This is a genomic window from Pseudenemella bisphenolivorans (assembly GCF_051133435.1).
GTDB lineage: Bacteria > Actinomycetota > Actinomycetes > Propionibacteriales > Propionibacteriaceae > JAAYAO01.
In genome coordinates this window covers 118,803-143,433 of sequence record NZ_JBPGNY010000006.1, presented here as the reverse complement: position 1 = coordinate 143,433, position 24,631 = coordinate 118,803, and the positions used below count along the sequence as shown (strand labels likewise).

The 24,631-nt window shown below is 67.7% G+C and carries 25 protein-coding genes and 1 tRNA gene; 10 read left to right on the top strand and 16 right to left on the bottom strand.

Translation table 11 applies throughout. The features are described from left to right. Positions 1–35 precede the first annotated feature (35 nt). Entirely contained in the window at positions 36–2,699 is a 2,664-nt protein-coding gene (pepN, locus tag ACR4XW_RS14700; protein ID WP_434761319.1) for an aminopeptidase N, read from the bottom strand. Between the two features lie 124 nt (positions 2,700–2,823). On the opposite strand from pepN, the gene ACR4XW_RS14695 reads away from it, so the two are divergent. Next, a complete protein-coding gene (locus ACR4XW_RS14695) occupies positions 2,824–3,432 on the top strand; it encodes a mycothiol-dependent nitroreductase Rv2466c family protein (RefSeq protein WP_434761318.1) in 609 nt (202 codons plus the stop codon). A gap of 22 nt (positions 3,433–3,454) precedes the next feature. On the opposite strand, the gene ACR4XW_RS14690 is transcribed toward ACR4XW_RS14695, so the two are convergent. After that, positions 3,455–3,634, bottom strand: coding sequence for a hypothetical protein (locus ACR4XW_RS14690; RefSeq protein ID WP_434761317.1), 180 nt, complete (start codon positions 3,632–3,634; stop codon positions 3,455–3,457). Between the two features lie 47 nt (positions 3,635–3,681). On the opposite strand from ACR4XW_RS14690, the gene ACR4XW_RS14685 reads away from it, so the two are divergent. The 5 genes from ACR4XW_RS14685 (at position 3,682) to ACR4XW_RS14665 (ending at position 7,209) form a co-directional block, all read left to right on the top strand. Continuing rightward, complete coding sequence (locus tag ACR4XW_RS14685; protein ID WP_434761316.1) at positions 3,682–4,524, top strand: Fpg/Nei family DNA glycosylase; 843 nt, start codon at positions 3,682–3,684, stop codon at positions 4,522–4,524. Beyond that, on the top strand, positions 4,524–6,059 hold the full coding sequence (locus ACR4XW_RS14680; protein ID WP_434761315.1) for a hypothetical protein: 1,536 nt from the start codon (positions 4,524–4,526) through the stop codon (positions 6,057–6,059). The genes ACR4XW_RS14685 and ACR4XW_RS14680 overlap by 1 nt, the downstream gene beginning before the upstream one ends. 168 nt (positions 6,060–6,227) lie before the next feature. After that, positions 6,228–6,674: a hypothetical protein gene (locus ACR4XW_RS14675; RefSeq protein WP_434761314.1), complete on the top strand. Its 447-nt coding sequence runs from the start codon at positions 6,228–6,230 to the stop codon at positions 6,672–6,674. Further along, positions 6,671–7,006, top strand: coding sequence for a winged helix-turn-helix domain-containing protein (locus ACR4XW_RS14670; RefSeq protein WP_434761313.1), 336 nt, complete (start codon positions 6,671–6,673; stop codon positions 7,004–7,006). The genes ACR4XW_RS14675 and ACR4XW_RS14670 overlap by 4 nt, the downstream gene beginning before the upstream one ends. A gap of 2 nt (positions 7,007–7,008) precedes the next feature. Next, entirely contained in the window at positions 7,009–7,209 is a 201-nt protein-coding gene (locus ACR4XW_RS14665; protein WP_434761312.1) for a hypothetical protein, read from the top strand. 9 nt (positions 7,210–7,218) lie between these two features. Here the strand turns inward: ACR4XW_RS14665 and ACR4XW_RS14660 are convergent, their stop codons facing one another. The 5 genes from ACR4XW_RS14660 to ACR4XW_RS14640 all read right to left on the bottom strand — a co-directional run bounded on the left by ACR4XW_RS14660 (position 7,219) and on the right by ACR4XW_RS14640 (position 10,984). After that, a complete protein-coding gene (locus ACR4XW_RS14660) occupies positions 7,219–8,304 on the bottom strand; it encodes a branched-chain amino acid aminotransferase (RefSeq protein ID WP_434761311.1) in 1,086 nt (361 codons plus the stop codon). Between the two features lie 19 nt (positions 8,305–8,323). Next, positions 8,324–9,148 carry a glycosyltransferase family 2 protein gene (locus ACR4XW_RS14655; protein WP_434761310.1) on the bottom strand — a complete coding sequence of 275 codons (825 nt, stop codon included), beginning with the start codon at positions 9,146–9,148 and terminating at the stop codon, positions 8,324–8,326. 291 nt (positions 9,149–9,439) lie between these two features. Further along, positions 9,440–9,513: transfer RNA gene (locus ACR4XW_RS14650), tRNA-Gly, on the bottom strand. A 63-nt stretch (positions 9,514–9,576) separates the two neighbouring features. Beyond that, complete coding sequence (locus ACR4XW_RS14645) at positions 9,577–10,779, bottom strand: type II toxin-antitoxin system HipA family toxin (RefSeq protein WP_434761309.1); 1,203 nt, start codon at positions 10,777–10,779, stop codon at positions 9,577–9,579. Further along, a complete protein-coding gene (locus ACR4XW_RS14640; RefSeq protein WP_434761308.1) occupies positions 10,772–10,984 on the bottom strand; it encodes a type II toxin-antitoxin system Y4mF family antitoxin in 213 nt (70 codons plus the stop codon). Before ACR4XW_RS14640 ends, ACR4XW_RS14645 begins: the two co-directional genes overlap by 8 nt. Before the next feature lie 286 nt (positions 10,985–11,270). On the opposite strand from ACR4XW_RS14640, the gene ACR4XW_RS14635 reads away from it, so the two are divergent. The 3 genes from ACR4XW_RS14635 to ACR4XW_RS14625 are packed head-to-tail and all read left to right on the top strand — an operon-like array spanning position 11,271 to position 14,583. Next, the gene (locus ACR4XW_RS14635) at positions 11,271–11,924 is read left to right on the top strand and encodes a succinate dehydrogenase cytochrome b subunit (RefSeq protein WP_434761413.1); all 654 of its coding nucleotides are present in this window, start codon (positions 11,271–11,273) and stop codon (positions 11,922–11,924) included. Next, entirely contained in the window at positions 11,921–13,837 is a 1,917-nt protein-coding gene (locus ACR4XW_RS14630; protein WP_434761307.1) for a fumarate reductase/succinate dehydrogenase flavoprotein subunit, read from the top strand. Before ACR4XW_RS14635 ends, ACR4XW_RS14630 begins: the two co-directional genes overlap by 4 nt. Next, entirely contained in the window at positions 13,834–14,583 is a 750-nt protein-coding gene (locus ACR4XW_RS14625) for a succinate dehydrogenase/fumarate reductase iron-sulfur subunit (RefSeq protein WP_434761306.1), read from the top strand. The genes ACR4XW_RS14630 and ACR4XW_RS14625 overlap by 4 nt, the downstream gene beginning before the upstream one ends. Positions 14,584–14,600: 17 nt before the next feature. Here ACR4XW_RS14625 and ACR4XW_RS14620 read toward each other — a convergent pair whose 3' ends face one another. From ACR4XW_RS14620 to ACR4XW_RS14605, 4 genes are all read right to left on the bottom strand, one after another. Further along, entirely contained in the window at positions 14,601–15,128 is a 528-nt protein-coding gene (locus ACR4XW_RS14620; protein ID WP_434761305.1) for a T6SS immunity protein Tdi1 domain-containing protein, read from the bottom strand. A gap of 136 nt (positions 15,129–15,264) precedes the next feature. Continuing rightward, the gene (locus ACR4XW_RS14615) at positions 15,265–15,909 is read right to left on the bottom strand and encodes a cation efflux transmembrane domain-containing protein (RefSeq protein WP_434761304.1); all 645 of its coding nucleotides are present in this window, start codon (positions 15,907–15,909) and stop codon (positions 15,265–15,267) included. A 106-nt stretch (positions 15,910–16,015) separates the two neighbouring features. Then, positions 16,016–17,239: a TsoY family (seleno)protein gene (locus ACR4XW_RS14610; RefSeq protein WP_434761303.1), complete on the bottom strand. Its 1,224-nt coding sequence runs from the start codon at positions 17,237–17,239 to the stop codon at positions 16,016–16,018. Between the two features lie 206 nt (positions 17,240–17,445). Next, positions 17,446–19,644, bottom strand: coding sequence for a metallophosphoesterase family protein (locus ACR4XW_RS14605; RefSeq protein WP_434761302.1), 2,199 nt, complete (start codon positions 19,642–19,644; stop codon positions 17,446–17,448). A 149-nt stretch (positions 19,645–19,793) separates the two neighbouring features. On the opposite strand from ACR4XW_RS14605, the gene ACR4XW_RS14600 reads away from it, so the two are divergent. After that, positions 19,794–20,561 carry a fructosamine kinase family protein gene (locus tag ACR4XW_RS14600; RefSeq protein ID WP_434761301.1) on the top strand — a complete coding sequence of 256 codons (768 nt, stop codon included), beginning with the start codon at positions 19,794–19,796 and terminating at the stop codon, positions 20,559–20,561. Between the two features lie 22 nt (positions 20,562–20,583). Here ACR4XW_RS14600 and ACR4XW_RS14595 read toward each other — a convergent pair whose 3' ends face one another. The 5 genes from ACR4XW_RS14595 to ACR4XW_RS14575 form a co-directional block, all read right to left on the bottom strand. Beyond that, entirely contained in the window at positions 20,584–21,855 is a 1,272-nt protein-coding gene (locus tag ACR4XW_RS14595; RefSeq protein ID WP_434761300.1) for an AI-2E family transporter, read from the bottom strand. A gap of 36 nt (positions 21,856–21,891) precedes the next feature. Beyond that, complete coding sequence (locus tag ACR4XW_RS14590; protein ID WP_434761299.1) at positions 21,892–22,266, bottom strand: hypothetical protein; 375 nt, start codon at positions 22,264–22,266, stop codon at positions 21,892–21,894. Positions 22,267–22,377: 111 nt separating this feature from the next. After that, positions 22,378–23,184, bottom strand: a complete 807-nt coding sequence (locus tag ACR4XW_RS14585) for an alpha/beta fold hydrolase (RefSeq protein WP_434761298.1) — start codon at positions 23,182–23,184, stop codon at positions 22,378–22,380. A 19-nt stretch (positions 23,185–23,203) separates the two neighbouring features. After that, entirely contained in the window at positions 23,204–24,319 is a 1,116-nt protein-coding gene (locus tag ACR4XW_RS14580) for a CobW family GTP-binding protein (RefSeq protein ID WP_434761297.1), read from the bottom strand. After that, positions 24,316–24,567: a type B 50S ribosomal protein L31 gene (locus ACR4XW_RS14575; protein ID WP_434761296.1), complete on the bottom strand. Its 252-nt coding sequence runs from the start codon at positions 24,565–24,567 to the stop codon at positions 24,316–24,318. Before ACR4XW_RS14575 ends, ACR4XW_RS14580 begins: the two co-directional genes overlap by 4 nt. Between the last annotated feature and the right edge of the window lie 64 nt (positions 24,568–24,631).

Genomic DNA, 24,631 nt, shown 5'->3' with positions numbered 1-24,631 from the left:
CGGGTGTGCCTCCAATCCGATCGGATCCGATCGAGTCAGTCGCGAACGGCCGGTTGTTCGCTGGTCGGCCAGTCGTCCTCCGAGACCGCTTCCGCGGTCGGGCCGGTCTCGGTCTTGGTGCCCCCGGTATCGCGGTTCGACCAGGCGGCCTGGGCGTTCAGCGACCGCAACAGGTCGTCCTGGCTCTCGGCAATGCTGCGTCGCACCGCGGGCGCCAACTCGGTGGTCGACATCCAGTGCTCCACCCGCGACACCAGCTCGCGGGTCGCATCGGTCGGGAACAGGTAATCCAGTACATTGTCGCGCCGGCTGGTGCCGCGTTCGGGCCACCCGTCGCGTCCGGCCGAGATCGCTTCGGCGACCTCGAAGAAGGAGTTGATGTAGGGACGCAGCACCTCTTCCTGGCCGGGCTGCTGGAAGGCAAAACAGATCGAGCGCTGGGTCTCGTTGGGCACCTCCGGGTCGTCCACCACGGCCCGCCAGGCCTCGGCCTTCGCCTCCGCGGTGGGCCGGGCGGCCCGGGCGGCGGCTGCGGATTCGCGTCCGGTGATGGTGTTGTCGCCTGCCAACTCGGCCTCGATCGTCTCGGCATCGACGCGGCCGAGACGAGCCAGGGCAGTGATCAGGTGCCAGCGCAGGTCGGTGTCGACGGTCAACCCCGCCGGCACCTCCTCGCCGTCCAACCAGGCTTGGAGCAACTCGGCCGCGGCATCGGAGCGGGCGGCGGTGGCCAACTGGCGCACCACCGTGAGCTGGGTGTCCGAACCCGGTTCGGCATCGCGCAACAACTTGGCCAGGCCACGTTCAAAGGCACTGATTGCCTCGGGTCGGGCCTCGGCCGGCAAATAGCGCACGGTCGCGGTCCAGGCCGCGCCCAGGGTGCGCTGCACCGCGGACGGGTCGGTTTCGGTGGCCACCCCGGTCAGCGCCAGTTGCTGGTACTGGTCGGCCGGCAGCTCACCGTCGCGGCACATGTCCCAGGCCGCCGCCCAGCACACCGCCCGGGCCAGCGCGGAATCGATGTCACCGATCCGGTGCACCAGGGTGTCCAGCGACCGCGGATCCAGCCGCACCTTGGCATAGGTCAGGTCGTCATCGTTGAGCAGAATCAGCTCGGGCTGGGCGACCCCGACCAGGTCGGGCACCTCGGTCAGCTCACCGGTGACGTCCAACTCGAGGCGCTGCACCCGGGTCAGTCGACCGTTCCGGTCGGCGTAGAGCCCGATCGCGATCCGGTGATCGCGCAGCACCGGGAACTGTTCGGGCACGCTCTGGCGCACCGCGAAGCTGGTGAACCGGCCCTGGTCGTCCACCTCGAACTCGGCCCGCAGGGTGCTCACCCCGGAGACCTCCAGCCACTGCCGCGACCAGTCGGACAGGTCGCGGCCCGAGGACGCGGTCAACGCGTTGAGCAGGTCGGACAGTTCGGTGTTGGCGAAGGCGTGGTCGGCGAAGTACTGCCGCACCCCGGCCAGGAAGTTGTCCTTGCCGACATAGGCCACCAACTGGCGCAGCGCCGAGGCGCCCTTGGCGTAGGTGATGCCGTCGAAGTTCTGCTCGACCGCCTCCAGGTCGACCATGTCGGCCGCGATCGGATGGGTGGTGGGCAACTGATCCTGACGGTAGGCCCAGTTCTTGCGGGCATTGCAGAAGGTCACCCACGGGCTCTCCAGGTCGTCCACGTACTCCGACTGGCAGAAGTGCGAGGCCCATTCGGCGAAGGACTCGTTCAGCCACAGGTCGTCCCACCAGGTCATCGTGACCAGGTTGCCGAACCACATGTGGGCCAGCTCGTGCAGGATCGTGTTGTCACGACCCTCGTAAGCTGCCGCGGTCACCCGGGAGCGGAACAGGTACTCGTCGCGGATCGTGACCAGTCCGGCATTCTCCATCGCCCCGGCGTTGAACTCGGGCACGAAGATCTGGTCGTAGGTACCGAAGGGGTAGGCCAGGCCGAAGTGCTTCTCGAAGACCTCGAAGCCGGCCTTGGTGGTGTGCCAGAGCCGGTCGGTGTCCAAGTGTTCGGCCATCGATTGCCGGCAGACCAGGGACAACGGAATCTCCCCGGCGACGCCACTGACCGAGTCGGCCACCCGGTGGTATTCGCCGGCGACCAGGCCGGTGATGTAGGTCGACATCCGCCGGGTCGGGGCGAACTCCCAGCGGGCCAGCCCGTTGCCGACCGGCTCGGGGTCGACCGCCGGGGCGTTCGACAGCACCAGCCACGATTCCGGCGCGATCACGTGGAACTCGAAGGTGGCCTTCTGGTCGGGCTGGTCGAAGCAGGCGAACACCCGGCGCGCATCGGCGGGCTCGAACTGGGTGTAGAGGTAGACCCGCTGGTCGGCCGGGTCGACGAAGCGGTGCAGGCCCTCACCGGAACGGGAGTAGCGGTGGACCGCGCCGACCTGCAGTTCGTGATCGCCCGGGGTGACCGGCACCTCGAAGCGGGCGCCGTTGAAGCTGCCGGGGTCGAGGGGCTCTCCGTCCAAGAGCAGTTCGGTGATCTCCTCGGCGATCAGATCGACGTGGCCGACGCCGTACTGCAGGCCCCGGAAGTGCAGGGTGGTGCGGCTGCGGAAGAGATTCTCGGCATCGGAGACCTCGTGCCCGCCGAGATCCAGCAGGACCTGGTAGGACTCGGCCGTCAACAGTGCGGAGCGTGCTTGGGCTTCGGCCCGGGTCAGGTTGGAGGACATACCACCTGTGCTTTCTCTCGATCGGTTGCGCCCGGAGGGGTCGGCCACATATCGATGCGGATCCCGGCGGACTCTATCGCACCGACCCGCAGGACTGTCGGAATCGATGACTACGATGGCGCACATGACGACACCTGTGAAAGCCGAACTGTGGTTCGACCCGATGTGTCCGTGGGCGTGGATGACCTCCCGCTGGCTGCTCGAGGCGGCCAAGGTACGCGATATTGAGCCCGTCTTCCGGGTGATGAGTTTGTCGGTGCTGAACGAGGGCCGTGACCTGTCCGAGGATTACCGCAAGTCGATGGACGAGGGCTGGTTCGCGGTGCGGGTCTGCCTGGCGGTGGAACAGCAGTACGGCTCGGAGAAGCTGAGCGAGTTCTACACCGCCCTGGGCACCCGCTACCACCCGGGCGAGGAGCCCCGCACCCCCGAGACGGTGGCCAAGGCCCTGGCCGATGTCGGGCTGCCCGAGGAGTTGCTGGCCGCGGGCGAGACCGACGCCAACGACGAGGCCCTGCGCGCATCGCACCACGAGGGGATGGATCCGGTGGGCGACGAGGTCGGCACCCCGGTGATCCACATCAACGGCAAGGCCCTGTTCGGCCCCGTGATCACCCCGGCCCCGAAGGGTGAACAGGCCGGACGACTCTTCGACGGCTTCGCGCTGGTGACCGAGTATGAGGGCTTCTACGAACTGAAGCGCACCCGCACCGTCGGGCCGATCTTCGACTGATCTCCCGCGCGAGCCCCGCGGATCAGGGCCGTTTGTGGAGTCGGGCGAGCAGTTCTTCGGCTTCTCGTTCGGCGGCCGCCTCGTCCTCGGGGCTCGGTTTGGAGACGTCCCGGGCCCGCATCGCGCGGTCTTCGTCGACGAGCCCGGAAACGCCGTCGCGTCCGAAATCGCGGGGGCGGGGTTCGTCATGGCCGGAGAACATGGCCCTAGCCTAGGTCGCACGGGCCGTTCGCGATACAAGGGGAGCAGATGCCGGAGGGACATGTCCTGCACCGACTCGCCGGCGACCTCAACCGCCATTTCGCCGGCCGCGAGGTTCGGGTCAGCTCACCCCAGGGGCGCTTCGCCGACGAGGCCGCGATCGTGGACCGACGGGAACTCATCGGCGCCGAGGCCTACGGCAAACACCTGTTCATCGCCTTCGACGCCGACGCCTGGATTCACGTCCACCTCGGCCTAATCGGCACCCTCACCCTCACCGAGCCCGGGCCCGTCCGGGGTGTGGTGCGGTTGCGGATCGCCACCGATGAGCGGGTCGCCGATCTGCGTGGCCCGCAAACCTGCGCCCTGGTCGATTCGGCCCGGGTCGCTCGGGTGCGTGCCGAACTGGGGCCCGACCCGCTGCGTCCCGATGCCGACCCGGACGCCGCCTGGCGGCGGATCCACGCCTCCGCCCGCCCGGTGTCGGCCCTGCTGCTCGAACAATCGGTGCTGGCCGGGCCGGGCAATATCTACCGGGCCGAGGTGCTGTTCCGGGCCGGGGTCGACCCGATGCTGCCCGGCAACCGCCTGCCCCGCACGGTGTGGAACCGAATCTGGAACGATCTGGTCGCCCTGATGGCCGAAGGGGTGCGGACGGGGCGGATCGACACCGTCGCCGCCGAACACACCCCCGAGGCGATGGGCCGCGATCCCCGGGTGGACGACCACGGCGGCGAGGTCTATGTGTACCGCCGCACCGGGCAACCCTGCCTGGTCTGCGGGGCACCGGTGCGCGCCACCGCGGTCGCCGGCCGACAGGTCTATTGGTGCCCGCGCTGTCAACGCTCCGGACGAACCGGAGTGCGCCGTGCGCGCGGAGGTGAGGCGTGATGTTCTCGGAGGACTTCGAGGCCTGGGTGGAAGGCAATGCGGCGGGGGTCGAATGTCGCGGGCTGCGGTGGGTGATCACCGGCTGGCTGGACGAGCCGGAAATGTCACGCGACAGCGACGAGGTGCAGTTTTCCGGGCCCGCCGAAGGGGACCCGGGAATCTGGCTGAGCGTTCGCCATACCTTCGACCGCACCTGGCAGGTGCGGGTGAGTGCCTCGTGCGAGGACTGGGCCGATTGGCCGGGAGCCCGGATCGACCTCAGCCACACCGGTTCGGTCGATGTGGACGCCATCCAATCCGAGCAGCCCGATTCGGGGCGATCGGGCAGCGAGTGGGAGGGCGCCGCCGAGCGGAGAACCGATCCGGCCGAGCCGCCCGGCGCACCCGTGTGGAGTTGGCATCTGGGTGCCGAGGGGTGGCTGATGGTGGCCGACCATTACCACCAGCCGGTGCTGTTCGGCAGCCTGCGCCGCGGCATGGCGACCGACACCGACGAGGGCCTGGTGATACCACCGGCCCGTCTGGAACCGGGGGTGACCCGGGTGACGGCCTGGGCGGTGCAGGAACTGGCCGGGGTGGCGCAGGCCCGGTCGATGCTGCCGTCCTGGTTGCCTGTGCAAACCGGGGTGTGGTCGGCCCGGGAGATCACTCTCGACGCGCCCGATCACGGCCTGTCGCCCGCACCCGGCAGTGACATCGTCATCGCCGAGCGGGACGGGCTGACGATGCTGTCCAGCGAGGAACCCTTCGGCTGCGTCCATGACGTGCTGCTGCACAGTGCCCGGGGGACGATCACCCTGCCGTTGGCCTTCGGCAAGAACCTCGAGGATCTGATCCCCGACTGGGCCCATCACCTGGTGGAGCGGCACCGACATGCCGAGGAACTGCCCGCCGAGGAAGCCGTGATCCTGTCGCTGGGCGCATCGTTCGGGATCGCCGATTCGGCCGAGTTGCTGGAGCGGCTACCGATCCGCACCACCGGCGGGGCCGGAATGCCACTGGTCGTGGACGCCTGCGCGCGGGAACTGACGCGCACCGGTGACCCGGCCTGGGCCGGGCGGATGGCGAACGCGATCGAGTACCTGCCGGCCGTGCCGGGTGCGGTGTCGGCCATGGTGCGCGCCGTGGTCTCGGTGTTCTCGATGGACGGTGAACCCCGGCCCTATCTCGACCACTTGCAAGGCCTGGCGCAGCAGGCCCTTGATGCCCCCTGTCACACGGCGGCGGACATGATCGTGGCCCTCGAGGCCGCGGCGGTGGGTGGCACAACCACCGAGGAGATGGTCGAGCGTGTGGTCGGTCTGCTCGGTTGGGGGATGCCCCTGTCGCCGGTGTTGCCGGTGGACCCCCGCACCGCCGTGCAAGCGATTGCGGCGATCACCCTGGTCGAAGAAGGCCTCGTCACCGATTGGCAGACCTCACCGGCCGAGATCGGCAACCAGGCGATTCGGTGGATTCTCGCCCAGCATCTGTCGGGCTTGGAATCCCCGATGGAGTTGGCGGCCTGGCTGACACTTCCGGTCACCGACCAGTAATCGGAACGAGTCCTCCGGATCGGCCGACCCCAGGCCCGTCCGGTCAAACCCGCACACCCCCAGGACCTCTTTTCAGAAAGTACTTGCCAAACCGGAAAGTGAGTGGGAAAGTTGTTTCCGGAACGGAAAGTAAATCATCTGGGAGCAGCTATGAATACCTTCGACAACATGACCGACAACAGCGAGCACATCGATGCCGAACGTGCCCGCGCGATGCTGGACCGGGCCGACCAGGTCGCCGCAGCAACCAGCGCGGGCGCGTCCTGGCCGCAGATCGCAACCATGATGGTCATCGGCGCCTCCTCGGCGATGGCATTGGTCGGGCTGGGGCTGGCCACCGACCATGCCGGACGCACCGCGGCGATCGCGGTGATGGCGGTGTTCCTCACCTGGCTGGCGATCGCGCTGGGCATGGCCGGGGTCTTCGGACGCACCACCAAGCGCGGATTCTCACGGCGGTGGAACATGGTCCTGGTCCTGTGGGCCGTGGTGTGGGTCGCCGGTGTCGTCCTCGGGTCGACCGTCTTCGCCGGCAACCTGATCTGGCACTTCGCGGTGGCTGCGGTCATCACGATTCTCACCGCAAGCGGTGCGATCGCGGAGGCGCGGCGATGAGTCACCCGCGCAATGATCTGAACGATCAACTCACCCATCCGGTGCGGTTCTCCTTGGCCGCCGCCCTGGCTGCGGCCGAGCAGGCCGACTTCGCCGGCCTTCGCGATCACCTGCAGGTCAGCGACTCGGTACTGAGTCGCCAGGCCTCCCAACTGGAGGCGGCCGGGCTGGTGCAGATCAAAAAGGGATACGTCGGCAAGCGTCCGCGCACTTGGCTGTCCCTGACTCCGGAGGGCAGGCGGGTCTGGGAGCAGCATCTGGCGGCGCTACGGGCGATCGCCGAGTTGGCGCCGTCGGCCACAATGGAGCAAACCCCTGACGAAGGAGACTGACCATGGCTGATGACCTGCTCAAGGACGTCGGAAACAGCGTCAAGAAGGCGATCGACGGACACGAGAGCGTGGTGGGCGGGGCAGTCCTGGGTGCCGCGGCCGGCATGTTGCTTCCCGGCGGATTGGTGCTGTGGGGTGTGGCCGGCGGTGTCGCCGGAGCGCTCAAGGATGCCAAGGAGAAAGGCAAGACCAAGGACGACTGACCTCGAGGGTCACACCAATCTGGTGAGCCACCCGCGCTCGTCGGGACGCCGACCGTACTGAATGTCGGTCAGGATTCCGCGCAGGGCAAGGGTGGCTTCTCCGGGTTTACCGCCGGCGATGCTGTGCCGTCCCTGCTGGTCGGCGATATTGCCGATCGGGGTGATCACCGCGGCGGTACCGCAGGCGAACAACTCGGTGATCGAACCGTCGTCGGCCCGGGAGCGCAGCTCGTCCAACTCGATCGGGCGCTCCACCGCGGTCAAACCCACTTCAGGGGCCAGTTCCAGAATCGCGCTGCGGGTCACCCCGGGCAGGATCGTCCCGGTCAGATTCGGGGTCAGCAACTCACCGTCGGCGGTAACCGCGAACAGGTTCATCCCGCCGAGTTCCTCGACATAGCGCCGCTCGACCGCATCGACGAAGCCGACCTGGGAACAGCCGTGACGTTCGGCCTCCAGTTGGGCGGCCATCGCCCCGGCATAGTTGCCGCCGCACTTGGCGGCGCCGGTGCCCCCGGGGGCGGCCCGGATGTAGTCGGTCGCGAACCAGATATCGACCGGCTGTACCCCGTCACCGCCGAAGTAGGGGCCGGACGGGCTGGCGATGCAGCAGTAGGTCACCTCGGTGGCCGACTGCACCGACATGCCGACCTGGGAGGCGAACATGAACGGCCGCAGGTACAGGCTGGCCCCGTCGTGGGTCGGCACCCAAGCCCGGTCGGCCGCGGTCAGCGCGGTGATCGAGGCGACCATGTCGCCGTCGTCCAGGGCCGGCAAACCCATCCGCGCACAGGAGGCGGCGAAGCGGGCCTCGTTGACCTCCGGACGGAAGGCCCACACCGACCCGTCCGGGTGGGCGAAGGCCTTGAGCCCCTCGAAGACTCCCTGGGCGTAGTGCAGCACCGACGTTGCCGGATCGAGCTGGAAGGGCGCGTAGGCGGTGACCTTGCGGTCGGTCCAGCCGGTGTTCGCCGTCCAGGCGGCCAGGGCCATGTGATCGGTGAAGCGGGTGCCGAAGCCCGGATCGCGCAACACCGCGGCGCGATCGTCCTCCGGGGTGGGGCTCGGGTGGGGCAATACGGGAAAACGACTCATGAACCTTCGGATCTTCCGATCAGCCGACTGCTTCGACCTCCCACCACGGGGTGGCCACGTCGTGCCACACTATCTCGCCCGCGCCCGGCTGGGTGCCCCTGTTCGCCACGCGAGGCGCCACCGCCCGGTTGAGCAGATACTTCAGGATCGGCCGCATGTGGCTGCCGTCCAGGGCCGAAATCTTGGCCAGTTCGGCCGAGGCGTCGGTGTGCTCGGTGTGCACGATCCGCTCCAGGTCGCTGTGCAACACCACTCGCAGGTAGCGGCGGTTGCGGATGAACACCGGACGCATCCGGTACCGCACCGCGCGGATCACCAGATCGGAGTCCTCCCCGGCCCAACCTCGGAAGCGGTCGGACTCGTCGTAGCCGCCGAGCATCGCGAAGGAGCCGTAGCTCAGCGCGACCCTACCCATCGAGCCCTTGTAGAGGCCGGCGTTGAGGCGTTTGTCGAGCCGATCGGTGGCCACGATCGCCCACGGCCACACCTTGAACACCGAGCGCAGGTACTGGGCGAAGCCCGGGCCGGTGAAGTTGTCGGCGTCCAGGTTGCACACATAATCGCCGGTGGCCAGGAAGTGGGCCATGTTCTTGGCGTGCGAGTGCCGGAAGTGGGTCTGGCCCGGGGCGGAGGCGATCTTCAGGATGCCGGCGGCCCGGTAGGGCTGCAGTTGCGGATCGCTGGTGAGCCATTCCACCAAGCCGTCGTCGCTGGAGTAATCGAGCACCACGAACTCGACGTCGTCGGGTCGATTCCAGTCGACGTTGTGGCGCAGATTGGCCAACAGGGTCTGTCGAAGGTGGTGGGTGCGTCCCTTGCAAGTGGTGCAAAAGGAGATCTTCATGGGGTACCTACATCACGGTCGACCAGTTGCCACTGCCCGTCATGCTAGCCACGGTCGGGCCATTCGGCACCTCGGTGACGCGGCATGGTCGCAAGGTGGTGTTTGGGCTTGTCACACGCGGTTTCGTGGATGCCGATATGTCGACCCGAATGGGTGCTCCGGGTTCGCTTCGTCCGGCCGGCCCATCGTCGGGACTGTCCACCCTGAGCCCATATGCAACTCGTACTCGTTCCTGCGCCACATAGTTCGTGACGCAGGAGTGAGTACCGGTTGCATCTGCGAGAAAAGGCTTGGAGCGGATGACGGGAATCGAACCCGCGTAGCCAGTTTGGAAGACTGGGGCTCTACCATTGAGCTACATCCGCGTGCGCGCACCCGAGGGCGATTTGCGCTCTACGAAGTGTAATCGGTGCTCCGCGGTTGTCCAATCAACCCGCATCCGGCGGCAGCATGTCGCGGCGGCGTCGTTCCAGACTGCGGCAGGCATCGCGCACCACTCGGTCGGTCAACGGCAGGACGCCGGCGCGCAACTCGTCCGGCACCCGTTCGGTCACCGCCAACACCTCGGCGATCGCGGTCTCGGCGGCCCGGGAGGGCAGCCCGATCGCGGCGGCGAAGTCGAGGAATCGAGCCCGCACCAGGTTCTCGAGCTTGCCCTGCAAGGGGAGCGCGGCGGTGCGGTCGCCGTAGAACAGGCCGCTGGGTACGTCGTAGATCGGCGATACCCGCCACTCCTGGCCGCTGCGCAGTACCGAGATGTTCTTCGCGTGCAGGTCGCCGTTGCCGGTCAGCCAGGCAAGTACGAACTGCTGAAAAACCGCCCGCAGGGCCACCGGACGGGCCGCGCAGACCCGGCCCACCGCCTCGGCGACGTCCTCGGAGGTGACCGAGTACTTCTCCGCCGGATAGCGACCGAGCAACTGCAAGGCGTCCTCGACCGCGATCCGACGCATCGTGCCGTTCTCACTGACCCGGTCGAAACGTGTCACCAGCAGGCCGGGACGTTCCTCGCGGTCGAGCACCACCCGGGCTTTCGCCACCGGGTGTCGCAGCCGGCGGGCGATCGAGAGGAAATACTCCTCGTTGCGCACCACGTCGGCGTACTCCGGCGGATCGAGTTTCAGGATGTAGCGCTCGGTGGCCGAGGCGACCGGCACCGAGAGCATCCGCGCCGACACCTTGTCCTGCATTCCGGCGATACCGACCGGGTCGATGATGCCCGACTCGGCCAGCAGGTCATGAAAGGACACATCGGAGAAATCGTGGCCGTGGTGTACCAGCGGTATCGGTTCATGTGGTTCTTCGCCCTCGGGCAGCACCTGGACGTCGCCGATCAGGTCGGCCCCCACCGCCAACAACAGGGATAGCTCGTCATCGGGGGAGGCCTTGAGGGCGCGCCGCACGTTGCTGAGCCGACGTCCTTCCGGCAGCAGGCCGGCGAAGAAAGGCGGCACCGCACCTCCGGGACGATCCTCGGGACGGTCGGTCAGCGGCAGGGTGGTGGCCACCGCCGGGCCCGAATAGTCGGGCAGGTAGCTGAAGCGGGTGCCCGAATCGGTGCGCTCCAGGGTCGCGGCCGCGACCCCCTGTTTGTGGACCGTGGCCCGGCGCACCTGTCGCAGATCAGTCATCGGTGCCCCGTAGGCCCACCCGCAGTTCCAGGCCGAGGGCGTCCAGCACCGCGCGCAGCCGGTCGAGTTGTACCGATTCCTTGCCGGTCTCCACCGCCCGGACGAAGCGTTCGGAGACTCCGGCCAGGTCGGCCAGATCGCGTTGGCCCAGGCCCAGGGCCCGGCGCCGGGTGCGCACCGCGGTGGGCAGATCGGTTTCCTGCATACCGCACCCCCTGGATTCCGGCGCGTTCGTGCCGGTTTCATCAGTGTTGCGCGTTATCGAGGATGAGTCAACGCCGAAACGGCAAGAACGTGCCGCTTTGTAGGTGATCGGCCATCCGGGCCGCCCCCGAAGTCGAAAGCGGTTCGCTCGTGCCGGTCTTGGGTGCCAATGCCCGAAACCGGTCAGGGCAGTCGCTAGGGTCGAGGACATGACTGTGGTGCGGGCCGAAGAGAAGCGAAGCGCGCTTCGCCGCCCCCGGCCGTCCACCTTCGTGTTGAAGCTGGCGATGGCGATCACCGGGGTGATCTTCGTCGGCTTCGTCTTCGTGCACATGATCGGCAACCTGAAGGTCTACCAGGGCGCCGAGGCCTTCAACTCCTACGCCCAATGGCTGCGCGAGGTCGGCTATCCGCTGATCCCGCACACCGGGGTGCTGTGGACGCTGCGAGTGGTGCTGGTGGTCAGTCTGCTGGTGCACGTGGTGGCCGCGGTACTGCTCTGGCTGCGCGGACGCTCCGCCCGCGGTTCGCACCGGCGTCGCCGGATGGCCGGTGGGCTGATGGCCTTCGGGGCGCGCACCATGTTGCTCGGCGGGGTGATCATCGCGGCCTTCGTGGTCGTCCACCTGCTCGACCTCACGATCGGGGCCGGGGTCGCTCCCGAAACCCTGCGCCACGCCGACCCGGACGGCACCATGCACGCCTACCAGAACCTGGTCGCCAGCTTCTCCCGCCCGGCGATGGCAGCCTTCTACGCGATCAGCATGGTGGTGCTGGCCCTGCACATTTTCCATGGCTGGCGCACCGTCGCCCAGGACGTCGGCCTCACCGGACGACGTCTGCGCCGGGTCTGGGTGACGATCGGTGCGGTGCTGGCGATCGCGGTGCTGATCGGGAACGCCCTGATCCCGGTGCTGGTGCTCGCAGGGGTGATCCGATGACCACCCTCGGCCCCCGGCTGCCCGGCGGCGACCCGCTCACCGGCTGGGATCGACGTCGCTCCGAATACCGATTGGTCAGCCCCGCCAACCGCAAGAAGTACACCGTGATCGTGGTCGGTACCGGGTTGGCCGGAGCCGGTACGGCGGCCGCCCTGGGTGAACTCGGCTACCAGGTCGAGTGCTTCACCTTTCACGACGCCCCGCGCCGCGCGCACAGTGTGGCCGCCCAGGGCGGCATCAACGCCGCCCGCGCCCGCAAGGTCGACGGTGATTCCGTCACCCGCTTCGTGGTCGACACCATCAAGGGCGGCGACTTCCGTGGCCGGGAGGCCGAGGTGGTGCGCCTGGCCCAGGAATCGGTGCGGGTGATCGACCACCTGCAGGCGATCGGCACCCCCTTCGCCCGCGAATACGGCGGCCAACTCGCCACCCGCTCCTTCGGCGGGGTGCAGGTCTCGCGCACCTATTACTCCCGTGGTCAAACCGGCCAACAACTCCAGGTCGCCGCCTCCCAGGCGCTGCTTCGCCAGGTCGAACGTGGCACCGTCCGGTTGCACACCCGCACCGAGATGCTCGACCTGATCGTCGCCGACGACCGGGCACAGGGCATCGTCACCCGCAACCTGGTGACCGGCGAGATCCGGGCCTGGCCGGGCCATGCCGTGGTGCTGGCCACCGGCGGCTACGGCTCGGTCTATTTCCATTCCACCCTGGCGATGCAGTCCAATGTCACCGCCTCCTGGCGGGCCCATCGGCGCGGGGCGCTGTTCGCCAGCCCTTCGTTCGTCCAGTTCCACCCCACCGCGGTGCCGGTGTCGTCACACTGGCAATCCAAGACCACCCTGATGAGTGAATCGCTGCGCAATGACGGACGGATCTGGGTGCCCAGGCAGCCCGGTGACGACCGCGCCCCCGAAGACATCCCCGACGACGAGCGCGACTACTACCTGGAGCGTCGCTACCCGGCCTACGGCAACCTCACTCCGCGCGATATCGCCTCCCGGGCGGCACGCACCGAGATCGAGGCCGGCCGCGGGGTGGGGCCGTTGCGCAACTCGGTCTACCTGGATTTCCGGGACGCGATCGAGCGGCTCGGACGCGACACCATCGCCTCGCGCTACGGCAACCTCTTCGAGATGTACCACGACGCCACCGGTGAGGACCCCTACCTCACGCCGATGCGGATCGCCCCCGGCGCCCACTTCACCATGGGCGGGCTGTGGAGCGATTACGACCTGATGACCTCGGTCAGCGGACTCTTCGTCGGCGGCGAGGCCGGCAGCAACTACCACGGGGCGAACCGGCTCGGGGCCAACTCGCTGCTCAGTGCCTGCGTGGACGGCTGGTTCACCCTGCCCTTCTCGGTGCCCAACTACCTGGCCGGACTCACCGGCACCGAACTGATCGAACCGGATGCCCCCGAAGTGACCTCCGCGGTGCGGGCGGTGCGCGAGCGCGCGGAGTGGTTCATCGCCAACAACGGCACTCGCCGTCCCAGTGCCTTCCACCGCGAACTTGGCGAGATTCTGTACCGGGGCTGCGGGGTCTCGCGCTCCGAACCGGGGCTGCTCGAGGCCCGCGACCGGGTGCGCGCGCTGCGCGAGGAGTTCTGGGCCGACGTCACGGTGGCCGGCGCGGCCGACCGGCTGAACCAGGAACTCGAAAAAGCCGGACGGGTGGCCGATTTCCTGGAACTGGGCGAGTTGATGATCGACGACGCCCTGGACCGCACCGAATCCTGCGGGGCCCATTTCCGGGAGGAATACGCCACCGACGAGGGTGAGGCCCAACGCGACGACGAACGGTGGGCCAATGTGTCGGCCTGGGAAACCACGCCTACGGGCGAACACATCCGCCACCTCGAACCGCTGCGCTTCGACCTGGTGCCGCTGCAAGTGAGGGATTACCGATGAGGGTCGAACTCGAGGTCTGGCGTCAGGACGGTCCGTCCACCCCCGGTGCTTTTGAGACCCATGTGATCGAGGACGCCACCCCCGAGATGAGCCTGTTGGAACTGCTCGATCGGCTGAACGATCAGCTTGTCGAACAGGGCCTCGAGCCGATCCAGTTCGAATCCGATTGCCGCGAGGGAATCTGTGGGGCCTGTGGGGTCACGGTGAACGACCGTCCGCACGGCCCGGTACCGCAGACCCCGTCCTGTCTGCAGCATCTGCGCAGTTTCGGGTTGGCCACCACGCTGCGCATCGAGCCGCTGCGGTCGGCGGGGTTCCCGGTGATCCGCGACCTGGTGATCGACCGCTCGGCCCTCGACCGACTGATTCAGGCCGGCGGGCATGTGGACGTGGCGACCGGCACCGCCCCCGACGCCGATGCCGTGCTGGTCGGCCACGAAGAGGCCGATGAGGCCCTGGATTTCGCCGCCTGCATCGGCTGTGGGGCCTGTGTCGCGGCCTGCCCGAACGGGGCGGCGCACCTGTTCGCCGGTGCGAAACTGGCGCATCTGTCGCTGCTGCCGCACGGCGAACTGGAACGCGGCCGGCGCAGCCGGGCGGTGGTCGACCAACTCGACGCCGAGTTCGGGCCATGCTCGAGCTACGGCGAATGTGTCGAGGTCTGCCCGGCCGGGATCCCGCTCACCGCGGTCGCCGCGGTGCACAAGGAACGGCTGCGCGGAGTGTTCCGGGGCCGTCCCGACTGAACCGGTGGGGGAGCGCCTCAGGCTGGTCCGATGGTGACCCTGCCCTGCAGGCCGGCCGCCATCTCCAGATGCGCGATCAGTCCGCCCCGGCGCAGATGCTCGGGGCTTTCGACGCCACCCTGGGAGAGCAGGGGCACATAGTAGAAGCATTCGGTGAAATCCGGCACGCCCAACCGTTCGGCGGCGGGGCGGAAATCGTGCCATCGGAAGTCCTTGTCCAATAGGTAGGGGTCTTCCAGAAAGCGCAGCACATACTCGGGTTTGGAGTGGCTGAGGGAGTGTGCGACGCCCAGGCGGGTGCTGAGGTTGAAGAAGTAGCCGCCGCGCCAGACCACGACGTCGGCCAGGGCGGTGGTGAAGATCGGGACGCAGTCCTGCGGGTCGGCCACGAAGGACGGCAGAACCGGCAACAGCGCGTGCGGGTCGGCCAGGCGCAGGAATCCCTCGCCGATGAAGCCCGCCCCGTGGACGCGCCACAGGTGTTTGATCTCGTCGGGGCAAGTCAACCCCTCGGGATTCACCGGGCCCACGGACTGAATGCGCATGGGGCGAAGATAATGTCGCGAAGGAGCAGTACCGTGCAGACCAGTGCCGTGATGGGCCAGTGTCGTGACAGATCAGTGCCGTGCTGGATCATCCGGTCGGCAGCAGGCGCTGCACCCCTTGTCCCGGACGGCACCCTTAGTCGTCGTCGATCTCTTCACCGGCCAGGGCCCGCGCGGCGAGGCGTTCGTCCTCGGAGATCTCCCAGACCTCCCGGGCGGCCCGCACATTGATCACCACGATGATCAGGCCGAGCACCACGTCCGGCCAGGGGCTGTTGGTCAACCAGGTGACCAACCCCAGGATGATGATCGCGGCATTGGAGATCAGGTCGTTGCGAGCGGCCAGGAAGGCCGCCGCGGTCAGTGAACCGCCGTGTCGACGCACTCGGGACAGCAGCAGGGTGCAGATCAGGTTCACGATCAGCCCGCCACCGGCGGTCAACGCCAGAGCCAGGGGGTCCGGGGGTTCGTGGCCGACGATGATCGCCCGTCCGGCCTGGAATACCGCGGCCAGGGCCGGCAGGACGATGATGCCGGCCATCACCTTGCCCAACACCGCCCGCTTGTGCAGCGACCACGACAGGGCGATCGCGATCAGCGTGTTCACCGCAGTGTCTTCGAGGAAGTCCACCGAATCGGCGAACAGCGCGACCGATCCGATCGAGGCTGCGACCGTGGCCTCAACCCCGAAATAGGCGAGATTCAGCGCTGCGACCAGCAGCACCGTCCGGCGCAGCATGCCGGGGGAGATGATCGGCTCGTCGAGGTCGTCGGTGGACACGACCGGCAAAGTTACCCCAAACGCAACCGGTACTCGTTCCTGCGCGGCGTAGTACGTGCCGCAGGAACGAGTACCGGTTGCATCTGCCAAGTGGCGGAAGTGGTGATCAGGCGGTGGCGAGCTCCTCGCTCTTCACCGACCGCTGGGCGTCACCCTTGGACGAGCCCATCAGTCGCCGATCGAGCTGGAAGAGCGTCTGAATCGTGCGGGCCTGCAACAGCACCACCGCGGCGAGCAGCACGAAGTGGGTGACCCCGAACATCTCCACCACGCCGGTGCGCACCAGGCCCCAGTGGATGAAGAACATGCTCAGCACCGACAGCGCCACACCCGGGCAGATCAAACCGTAGGACGGGATGCTGCCCTCGGTACCACGCACGAAGCGGGCGAAGTATCCCTGGCGACGCATCACCGACCAGCCGATCAGGCCCATCACCAGTTGGCCGGCCACCAGCAGGCCCAGCACGATGAAGGCCAGCACCGGGCTGAGCACGGTGTCGAGCAGGTTGTGGCTGATGCCCGAACCGAGCCGGATGAAGGTGATACCGAGCAGGGTGAAGATCGGGATGCCCATCCACAGGGTCGGGCCGCCCTCGATCGCCAGGCCGTTGCGCAGGATGGCGGCGAAGCTGATCGGCAACTTCACCACGATCCACGCCGCGGTGGCCGCCAGGAACAGGAAGCTGCCGACCATCCCGAGCACCGACACCGGCAGCACCTTGCTCATCGCGGCCGGGCTGGCGAAACCCACCGCCAGCATTGCGAAGGCGAAAGCGGGCAGGATCTGCGAGAAGTGATTGGTGTCCTCGTTGTCGAAGCCCGGACGGGCGATCAGTCGGGTCAGGTAGCGGCCGAAGAGGAACAGAGCCAGCGCACCGATGGCGGCGAAGGCCACCAGGGCGAAGGGGAAGAGGTACTCGACATTGACCCACAGGCCGGGGACGCCGAGGGCTCCGACGATGAACAGCACGTTGACGGTCATCGCCAGGGTGAGCGGAATGGCCATCAGGGTGACTTCGCCGTTGGAGCTGCGCAGCGCGTCGTAGGCGGGGGTGCGGCGCAGGGCGTTGAAGGCGCGCAGGTTCGCCACCAGTACCAGCACGTGCTTCACGGTGAAGAAGGCGATGCCGAGCAGCGCCAGGGTGGTCATCACCTGCAGGCCGAGACCCTCGTTGCGGTACACCGCGGTCACATCGGTGAAGGTCGGGATCGGGCTGTTCGGGTGCGGGATCAGGAACATCAGGTACATGAAGAACGTCACCGCCAGTCCGCCGGCACCGAGGGCGGCGAGGAAGTACAGCGGACGATATTCGCGGGCGAACCGGGGCACAGCGAACTCCTTCGAGAGTGCGATCATGGATACCCATGGGGGTATGTCCGTGAAGCTATCGGATGCCCCTGGGGGTATAAACCGAAGGGCTGTGATTGTTCCCGTTCGCGGAACAACGCCTGCTCGACCCGTCCCTGCACATCCCACATGAAACAGGAAGATGGCCCGGCCGCCGTGGAAGCGACCGGGCCATCGGAGGGGTGTTATCAGGCGGCGTTGCGATGTACCGAACCGCTCAGCGCGCCGGTGTCCGGCAGACCGGTCGGACGACGCTTGGGCGCAGCCGTCGACTCATCGGCCTCCGGGCTCGTGCTCGCCGACGGGGACGAGGTCGGCGACTGGGTCGGGTCGGGCGACGGTGACGGCGACGGAGTCGGATCCGGCGTCGGGGTCGGGTCGAGATCGCCCTCCACCTTCGGCTGCACGAACGGATTCGCGATCGTCACCGAGCGCAGTTCCTCGTTGATCGAGTTGTCCATCCCGTTGTCGGCCACGGTGCCGAAGTCCCGGGCGGTGACCACCAGGCGATCGTCGTACAGGTCGACGGTCAGACCCCGGTTGATGTCGCGGGTGGTGACCTCCTTGATGCCCTGGGTGTTCTCACCCTTCGCGTCCCACTCGATGTGCATGGCCAGGGTGTTGATCGCCCAGAACCCGTCCGGGTGCCCCTCGGCGGTGCGTCGCTGCACCGCCCAGTCACCCAGCTCGGCCGGGTAATGGGTGTGCCCGTTCATCATCACCGCATTCGGGTGGTCGGCCATGATCTCGGTGATCAGGTCGTTGTACTGGTAGGCCTTGTGGTACCAGGGAATCCACGATGCCGAGTGGGTGTCACCCAACGGGAAGTGCGAGATCACCAGCACCATCTTCTTCTGCTTCGACCAGTGGTCGAGGCGCTCCGACAACCAGGCCACCTGCTCGGCCGACATCGGCACCTCCGGGGAACGCGCGAACTCCTGTCCGATCACCAGCACGGGCAGGTCACCGGCGGCACCCTTCAGGACGTACTCGCCCCAGACCTTGTCGCGCTCGGCGAACTCCAGGAAACGATCCCGCAGCACCGGCCAGCCGCCCTGGGCGTAGGACTCGTGGTTACCGATCGCGGCAGCGGTCACCGGCGGCAGGATGTCCTTGCGCTCTTCCATCACCTGGTAGATCTCGTTCCACTCGGCCTCGGTGCCGGTGGCGACAATGTCGCCGACCATCAGCAGGCCGCCGGCCTCGGGGCGAACCTCGTGCAGGTCGGTCAGGCCGTGCGAGAGATCCTGCGGGTGGCCCTGAATGTCGGAGACCACCCAGGCGCTGGTGCGCTTCGACGGCTGCTCGGCCAGGTCGCCACGGACGGTGACCGAGTCGATCGCCCAGTACCAGGAGTCCTCCTTGGACTCGAACTTCCAGGCGAAGGTCGCGGTCTTGGCGCCCTCGGGCACCTCGATGCGGTGGGTTTCGTTGGAGTTGATCTTCGAGCCGTCGTAGTCATCGGTGACGGTCTTCGAGTCGAAGCGCACCACTTCCCGCTCCTCGCCCTGGTCGAAGGACACGGTCACCACGGCGGTCTGATCGGCGGCGCCACGGTAGTGCGAGTCGAAGGACAGCTCGATCGCCTTGTGGTTGGCCACGTCGACCGGGGTCGAGGTGAGGGTGGCGGCGAAGTTGTGCGGCACGTTGTTCGCGTCGGCGAACTCGTCGGAGTCGACCACCGCGATCACGTCCTGGGAACGGCCGAAGCGGAAGCGCATCTGGTCTTCGGCGGCGGTCCAGAACTCACGGGTGGTGAACGACCAGCCACGCCATTCGGTGACCCCGATGCCTTCCATCGACTCGTCGTAGCTGCTCTCCCAGCCCTCCGGCGTGGTGTGGGTGAACCCGACCTTGCCGGCCGGGATGGCCGGATCGTCGACCCGCGGTTCGAGCTGGTCGGACAGCGCATCGAAGGATTCCCGGAAGATCACCCCGTCGGTGTCGGCGGTGTTCAGCGGGGCGGGGGTGTGCGGATCGGCCGGGGTGGGCTTCTCCGGCGGGGTGCCGACGGTGAACTCGATCGGGGTGGCGAGCTGGGTGTACCCGTCGTTCTCCAACAGGTGGGCCACCCAACGGCCCTCACTCACATCGGGAAAGGTGACGGTGCCGGAGGCGTCGGGGGTGTACTCCCAGTAGGTCGAGTTGACGCTGCCGGGCTCCTGGCCGGGCTTGTAGATGCCGACCCAGTTCTTGGCCAGCGGCTTGACGGCGGTGTACTCGATCACCACCGGGGCACCCTTCTCGATGGTGGTGGAGGCCATGGACAGCGTGCCGCCGGTGGCCGCACGGGCCTGTGACGGAGCAAGCAGGGCTGCGGTCGCGAGCAAGGCAAGAGCCAACAGCACGCGCGTCAGCCGTCCCAGCGAATGCTGAGCAACGGACATGAATGAGCCTTTCTCAGGGGGTGGTAGACGGGCTTGTGCACCGACCATCCCTTCACGAGTGGGTGAGGCCCAGCCACAGGAATGGTGAACACCGGCTGACGGGAATGTGTCCGCGGGGATGGCTTGTCCGGCCGCTTAGGGTTTGGGGCATGACCAGCTATGCCAAGACCGTCCGGGACGCGCCCGCGGGGTATTTGCACTGGGAAGCCGCCGGGCTGGCCTGGCTGGCCGAGGTCGCCGACGGAGCCCGGGTGGTCGAGGTGATGGATGTGTCGGACACTGTGCTGCACCTGCAACGGCTGCAGCCCGTACCTGCCTCGAGCGAGGCCGCGCGCGACCTGGGGGAGCGGCTGGCCCGCACCCACGCCGCGGGTGCCCCGGCTTACGGGGCGCCACCGGTCGGCTGGCAGGGTGACGGCTTTCTGGGGCCGGCCGATGAACCGCTACCTCTGGTGCTGCGCCCGACCGCGTCCTGGGGAGAGTTCTGGGCCGAACAACGGTTGTTGCCGATGGTCGCCCGCTGCCGCGACCGCAATGTGTTGTCGGCCTCGCAGGCCCGGCTGGTCGAACGGGTGGCCGAGCGCTGCGCCGCCGGGGAGTTCGACACCGACGACCCGCCGGCCCGGATCCACGGTGACCTGTGGTCGGGCAATGTGATGTGGACCCCCGACGGTGCGGTGCTGATCGATTGCGCCGCCCACGGCGGACACCGCGAGACCGACCTGGCGATGCTGGCGCTGTTCGGTTGCCCCCACCTGGACGAGATCACGGCCGCCTACCGGGCGGCGACCCCGCCGGCCGAGGGCAGTGCCGAACGTGTGGCCCTGCACCAGTTGCATCCGCTGTTGTTGCACCTGGCACTGTTCGGTACCGGCTACCTCGGGCCGGTGCTGGACGCGGCCGGACGCTACGCCTGAGCCCCGCGCCACACGGCCACGGTCACTCCTCGTCGTCGACGGTCTTGTCCCAGCGCCGACGACGCATCCGGCGGGCCTGCAGGTCGATCTGGCCCTGCACCCAATCGGGGGTGGCCTGCCCGATCCGCGGTGGAAAGCGCATCTTGCCCTGATTCCCCATCAACCGTTTCGGCGATTCGGTGAGCGCACTGCGGCCCTCGTTCAAACCGGGGAAGGGATCGCGTCCGGCCAGGTAGTTCATCATCGTGTTCATCGTGGCCAGGAAGGGCACCGCGAACAGGGCGCCGATCAGACCGAGCAGATAGGTGCCGGTCGCCACCCCGAGCAGCACACCGATCGGATGGACGTTGACCGCCTTGCCCATCAGCAGTGGGCTGAGAATGTTCGACTCCAACTGCTGTACCGCGACCACGATGACCAACATGATGATCGCGGTGGTGAGGCCCTCGAAGGTCATCGCCACCAGCACCACGATGGCGCCGGACAGGATCGCGCCGACCATCGGGATGAAACACAGGATGAAGGTGATCGCGATGATCGGCAGCACCAGCGGCAGCCCGAGCACAGCCGCGCCGATCCCGATCCCGATCGCGTCCACCGCCGAGACGATCAACTGGGTCTTGGTGTAGGTGCCGATCGTTACCCAGCCGCGCCGGCAGGCCTGGTAGACCCGCTCCCGCGAGCGCTTGGGCAGCAGCATGATGAACCAGGTGCCGATCCGGTCACCCTCGGCCAGGAAGAAGAACGTCCCGACCAGGCACAGCACGGTGGCCACCAGCAGATTCGCCGCCCCGGCACCCAGGCCGGTCGCCTCCTGGGCGATCTCGGCCTGGTGATTGCGCAGCCAGGCCTCGATCTGGGTCAACACGTTGTCGACCTGTTCGGCCTGGATCGGCAACGGCGAGTTGGTCAGCCAGTTCTTCAACTGCTGCAGCTCGAAGGTGGTGGCCGCCAGCAGTTCTTGAATACCGGCCGCGATCTGGGCCCCGGCCAGGGTGAGCAGCCCCGCCACCACGGTCAGCGCGATCAACAAGGTCACCGCCGCAGCCAGGGTGCGCGGGAACTTCAGCCGGTGGTTCAACAACACCATCAACGGCATCAACAAGGCGGTCAACAGCACCGCCACCGCGGTGGGCACCAGTACCGCCCGAATCAACGCCGCACCCTCTGCCAGGGTCTGCAGCGCCAGCCCGACCAGAACGATGGTGGCGGTTACCAGCAGGACGGTTCGGGTGCGGGGATGCTCGGCCAGAAATCCGGTGGGACCGGCGTTGTCGCTGGGTTCGTCGCTCACGGGTCTCCGTCTAGGAACAGTTGTGCGGGTGGATGCTCACTCCGGGTGACCCAGCCAATCCTCGTCGGCCGGAATCGCATCGGGGTCGTCCCCGCCGATCATCACGCGCCGGCCGCCGGGCTGATCATCGGCCTCACCGCCACGCGAGGGCGCGCCGTAGGCGGTGCCGTCCTCGGGCTCTTCCTGGCGCAGCCGCTGCTCGATGGACTCGCCGTGCTCGTCGGTGAACTGGGCACCCAGCGGACGTCGTTCCGGCGGTGACCACGGCACATCGTCGACGGCCTCCGGGTCTTCGAGATAGAGCTTGGCGTTGCGCTCCTGCTCGTCGGTCAGATCGAGGTCGGCGATGTTTTCACCGTAAGTGTGATCGACATCCTCCGGTGCTTCGGGAAACTCGGGCTGTTCGGTCATACTCCACCGTCTCTCGCCCGGTCAGCCGGGTCAACCACCGACATGGGTGAGATTGCCGACGTCGAGCCGCTTTCCGGGCGTCGTGGCCCGCCGACTCAACGGCCCCGCGTCTCAGCGGCCGGCGGCGTGCAGGGTGGCCGCGACGAACAGGTCGTCCAGAGCCTCCGGCTGCTGATGCCCCAGGCCGGGCACCAGATGCAGTTCGGCCTGCGGCAGCAACCGGGCCAGCAGTTCGGCATTGGCCGGCGGGGTCAACGCGTCGGCTGCACCGTGCACGATGGCAACCGGCACCCGCACCCCGGTGAGCGCCTCGGCCCAGGCCGGCTCTCGCCACATCGCCCGGTGCTGGCGCTGGTAACCGTCCCAGTCGACCCCGCGGGCCCACTGGGTACGTGCCAACCACTCGAGATACTCCGCCGAGTAGGGATGGTCGGGCCCGGCGATCGGCGGCAGGGAGCGCTGCAACCAGGCGCGGTACTGAGCCGGGCCGGTGAAGGGGGCGGAGCTCTCGGGTGGAATCCGACCGGCATGGTGGTGCTTGGTGAAGGTGTAGAACAGCCCCAGCCCGAGCACCGATTCGGGGTGATGGACGGCGAGCAATTGGGCGATCGCCCCGCCCATCGACCGTCCGCACACCACCGCCGGACGGCCCAGCACCTGCAACAGGCCGTGGATGTCCTCGGCCATCTCGGTGAGGGTGTATTCCACGCCGCTGAAGCGCTGGGACCGTCCGACATCACGGTTGTCGACCCGGATCACCCGCAGGCCGGCATCGGCCAGTCGGTGACAGTAACTGTCGGGCACCGACACCAACTGGGCCTGATGCCCCTCCAACTGCACCACCAGGGGAGCCTCGGGGTCACCGAACTCGTCGATGCACAGTTCGGTGCCGTTGCTCGCGGTGATCAGACGTTCCACTCGGCGAGCCTAAACCGGCTCAGGCCACGTTGTGGATCGCACCCAGCCAGGGCTCCAGGCCGTCGTACACGGTCTCCCAGATGGTGCCCCGCCCGGCCAGCTCGGCATCGGTCAGCAGGCAACTGTCGAAAGCGGCCCGCAACTCCTCGCGCGGATCGCCGTGCATCATCAGGCCGGTGAACACCAGGTGGGTGACCGGGGTTCGTTGCTGACCCCGGCGACCGACCGAGCCCAGGCTGACCTGACCGGCCGCACCGTCCCAGGCACAGATCGACCCGGGACGGGTGGGCAGCCAGAAACAACCGCGGCTGCGGTGAGTGCCCGCACCCATGTCCTCGACCAGACCGAGGAACCGGTCGGGGTGGCAGGGGCGATCCGACTGCAGGCTCAACCGCCAGACCGCCTCGTTGCCGGTGGTCGAGGCCGGGAAATCCGGTACCGGGTGTACCCACGATTCGGTGTACGGGTGGTCGTGGATACCGGCCAGCAACTGGCGTCCGTCGAAGCCGGGCCAGTCGGTGACCACCATCGAGCCCGGCCGGGCCAGCCCCCGGACGAAATGCAGCAGGTCGGCCTCGGCCGGTTCCGGTTGGCCGAAAACGGCAACCACGTCGGCGTACTCGATCTGGGCGCAGGCAACCTCGGCTACCCCGCGCTGATCGTCCTCCATCGACAGGTTGCGTTCGACCAGCCAGTCCGGCCCGGTCAGGTCGTCGGTCAGGGTGGCCGCGTCCAGGGCGCTGATAACCCCGGCGATCCGCACCCGTGGGGCTCGACGGGGTTCGCGGGCGAGCACCCGGCACACCTGGCCGGCCTCGGCGCCGATCGGTAACCGGGCCACGATCGAACTCCACCTGCCGTCGGCGGCGAGCCGGGCCAGGGTCGGAATCACGTCCTCGCGGATCGCGCACTGGGTGCAGGCGTGTTCGAGTTCGATCTCCACCCGTTCCAGTACGCCGGTGATGTCGCTGACGGTGCGCACCAGCAGGCCCCGGGCGGGGTCGAGGTCGTGCACCACCATCACCGGATGGGGCAGGTCCCATTGCAGGCCCATGCCGGCGGCGGTCATCGGGGTATCGGCCACGCCGGTGACCAGCATCACCGGTACTTGGGCCCATCCAACCGAGGGGTTCATCGCCGGCCCTGTTGGCCGTAGCGGCGCCGGAAGCGCTCCACGCGGCCCTCGGTGTCGATCTCGCGATGGCGTCCGGTCCAGAACGGATGGCTGGCCGCGGTCACGTCCACCCGAATCAGCGGGTAGGTGCGTCCCTCGTATTCGACGGTCTCCTCCGACGTCATGGTCGAACGGGTCAGCACCAGATCACCGGTGGTGCTGTCGCGAAAAACCACCGGCTGGTAACGGGGGTGGGTGTTCTTCTTCATCGCTGAGATGCGTCCTGTTCCATTCGCGTGTAACAATAATGAGAATCATTCTCAAAAGGAGGGG